This is a genomic window from Microbacterium sp. BF1, assembly GCF_019279095.1.
Lineage (GTDB): Bacteria > Actinomycetota > Actinomycetes > Actinomycetales > Microbacteriaceae > Microbacterium > Microbacterium maritypicum.
In genome coordinates this window covers 1-2375 of record NZ_JAGYWT010000389.1, presented here as the reverse complement: position 1 = coordinate 2375, position 2375 = coordinate 1, and the positions used below count along the sequence as shown (strand labels likewise).

At 68.2% G+C, this 2375-nt stretch carries 3 protein-coding genes and 1 pseudogene; 3 read left to right on the top strand and 1 reads right to left on the bottom strand.

The window, feature by feature from the left end; translation table 11 throughout:
* Positions 1-127 (top strand): annotated as a pseudogene (locus KZA10_RS12590) (IS481 family transposase); the annotation flags it as partial.
* A 3-nt stretch (positions 128-130) separates the two neighbouring features.
* On the top strand, positions 131-421 hold the full coding sequence (locus KZA10_RS12585; RefSeq protein WP_218683040.1) for a transcriptional regulator: 291 nt from the start codon (positions 131-133) through the stop codon (positions 419-421).
* Between the two features lie 8 nt (positions 422-429).
* Here KZA10_RS12585 and KZA10_RS12580 read toward each other — a convergent pair whose 3' ends face one another.
* Complete coding sequence (locus KZA10_RS12580) at positions 430-1434, bottom strand: isopenicillin N synthase family oxygenase (RefSeq protein WP_218683039.1); 1005 nt, start codon at positions 1432-1434, stop codon at positions 430-432.
* Between the two features lie 150 nt (positions 1435-1584).
* On the opposite strand from KZA10_RS12580, the gene efeU reads away from it, so the two are divergent.
* The coding region (efeU, locus tag KZA10_RS12575) for an iron uptake transporter permease EfeU (protein WP_308289665.1) at positions 1585-2375 on the top strand (791 nt) is incomplete at its 3' end.

Sequence of the window (2375 nt, the reverse complement as noted above, 5' to 3'; positions counted from 1 at the left end):
CGACGATCACTCCCGACTCGCCTACGCAGAGATCCACGACGACGAAAAGGGCGCCACCGCCGCCGGTGTCCTTGAGCGTGCCATCGCGTTCTACGCCCGCCTCGGCGTGACCGTCGAGCGAGTGATCTAGCTGGACGACAACTTCGCCTCACCGATCCGGTTCTCGCTCATGGCCGCGCTCGGTGACGGCATGGAGCTCGACTTCCCGGCGCTCCGCGACGTCCTCCAGTGCGGCGACTCGCCCCTGAGCAAGGCCATCACGCATCTGCAGGCAGCCGGCTACGTGCTCGCGCGCAAGGGCACCGTCGGGGGCCGTTCGCGCACCTGGGTGCGGTCGACGAAGACGGGACGTGACGCCTTCGCGGCGCATCTCCAGGCGCTGCGCGAGATCGTCGCCCTCGGCGGCGCACAGATGCTGTGACCCTTCGGTCAGACCGGGGCGCCCACGAGGTCGGCGTGGTGGATGGCGGCGACGTCGGGGTGCGCGCGCAGACGTGATTTGAGCGCGTTCTCCCCGTAGAGGGCGTGGATGGGGTTGCTCGGGTCGTCGGTCACCCCTTTCGCCTCCGCCGCCAGTTCCTCCGGCAGCTCGATCAGTGGCAGGCGCTTGTCGAGCGCAGGGTTGAAGAAGAACGGGATGGAGATCCGCTCGTCCGGTGCCTGCGGCGACACCACGCGGTGGTTCGTGGCCTTCAGGTAGCCGCCGGTGGCGTACTCCAGCAGCTCTCCGATGTTGACGACGAACGCGCCGGGCACCGGGGGAGCGTCGACCCACGCTCCGTCGCGTTCGACCTGCAGGCCGCCCTTGCCCGGCTCCACCCAGAGCAGGGTGAGCACGCCGGAATCCTTGTGTGCACCCACGCCCTGCTGCGGCTCCGGCTCGTGGGTTCCCGGGTAACGGACGATCTTGATGAGCGTCGACGGCTCACCGAAATGCTCGTCGAAGTAGGACTCTTCCGCGCCCAGAGTCTGCGCCCAGGCGCGCAGGAGCTTGCGCGCGACTTCGGACAGCGTTTCGTGCCACTCGGCGACGACGTCCTTGAGCTCGGGCTGCGCCGATGGCCAGAGATTGGGGCCGATGAGCCGGTTGAAGGCGGGGCCGTCGTCGACGGGCTGGCGCTCGGGGCCGATGTCGATCTGCTCGCGCCAGTCGACCTTCCCCTGTGTCCGCTCGCCGCCGATGCGGGTGTAGCCGCGGAAGTGCGGGCTGTTCACGTTCTCGATCGCGAGCTTCTCCTCGTCGGGAAGCGCGAAGAAGTCCAGGGCCGCCCGGTGCAGTCGCTCCTCGAGTTCGGGGGAGATCCCCGTTCCCGTGAGGTAGAAGAATCCGACGTCGTGCGTCGCCGCACGGAGGTCGTCGCGGAATCGTGCCGCGGCGTCGGGGCCTTCGTCGAGCTGCGAGAGGTCGAGGATGGGGAGCGAGAGTTCAGCCATGGACAGAGGCTACGTCGCTCGCCCGGGGGTGCGATCCTCTGTTGCGCTCCGTTACTTCCGGTGCGTGCGTTCGGAGCGCTGTCGTGACGGTGCTAGAGTCTCTGAGGTAAGGGCTGCCTTACCTCAGTCACCGCCAGAGAGTGTTCTTCCGTGCTCGCCACTTTTCTCATCGGGCTCCGCGAGGGTCTCGAAGCCGCGCTCGTCGTCGGTATCCTCGTCGCCTACCTCCGTCGCCTCGGCCGGCAGGATGCGCTGCCGAAGATGTGGGCCGGGGTCGGCCTCGCGATCGCGCTGGCGCTGGGCATCGGTGCGGTACTGACCTTCGGCGCCTATGAGCTCACGTTCCAGGCGCAGGAGCTGATCGGGGGAGGGCTCTCGCTGCTGGCCGTCGCGATGGTCACCTGGATGATCTTCTGGATGCAGCGTGCCGGTCGCAGCATGAAGGCGACCCTGGAGGGCGGTATCGACCGCGCCCTCACCGCGGGCGGCCTGTGGGCGCTCATCGCCATCGGCTTCGTGTCCGTCGCTCGCGAGGGCATCGAGACGACCCTGCTGCTGTGGTCGATGGTCCAGTCGTTCGGCGATGCCCCCTCGGCGCTCCTTGGCGCCCTGCTCGGGCTTGTCGCAGCCGTGATCATCGGCTGGCTGATCTCGCGCGGTGCGCTGCGCCTCGATCTGCGTCGCTTCTTCGCCTGGACCGGCGGCTTCCTCGTCATCGTCGCGGCCGGCGTCCTGGCTTACGCCTTGATGGACCTGCAGGAGGCGGGGGCCCTTCCCGGGCCGTTCACGGCGCTGGCGCCCATCGACGCCGTGTGCTGGGACTGTAAGCCCGTCAAAGCCCAGAACTGCTCCTCATCCAGGATTGGTGAAGAATCACGCGCCCGATCGGGGCTTTCGGCCATCGCTTCCAACCGTGCCATGCGCTCGGACAGCGCCTCCAG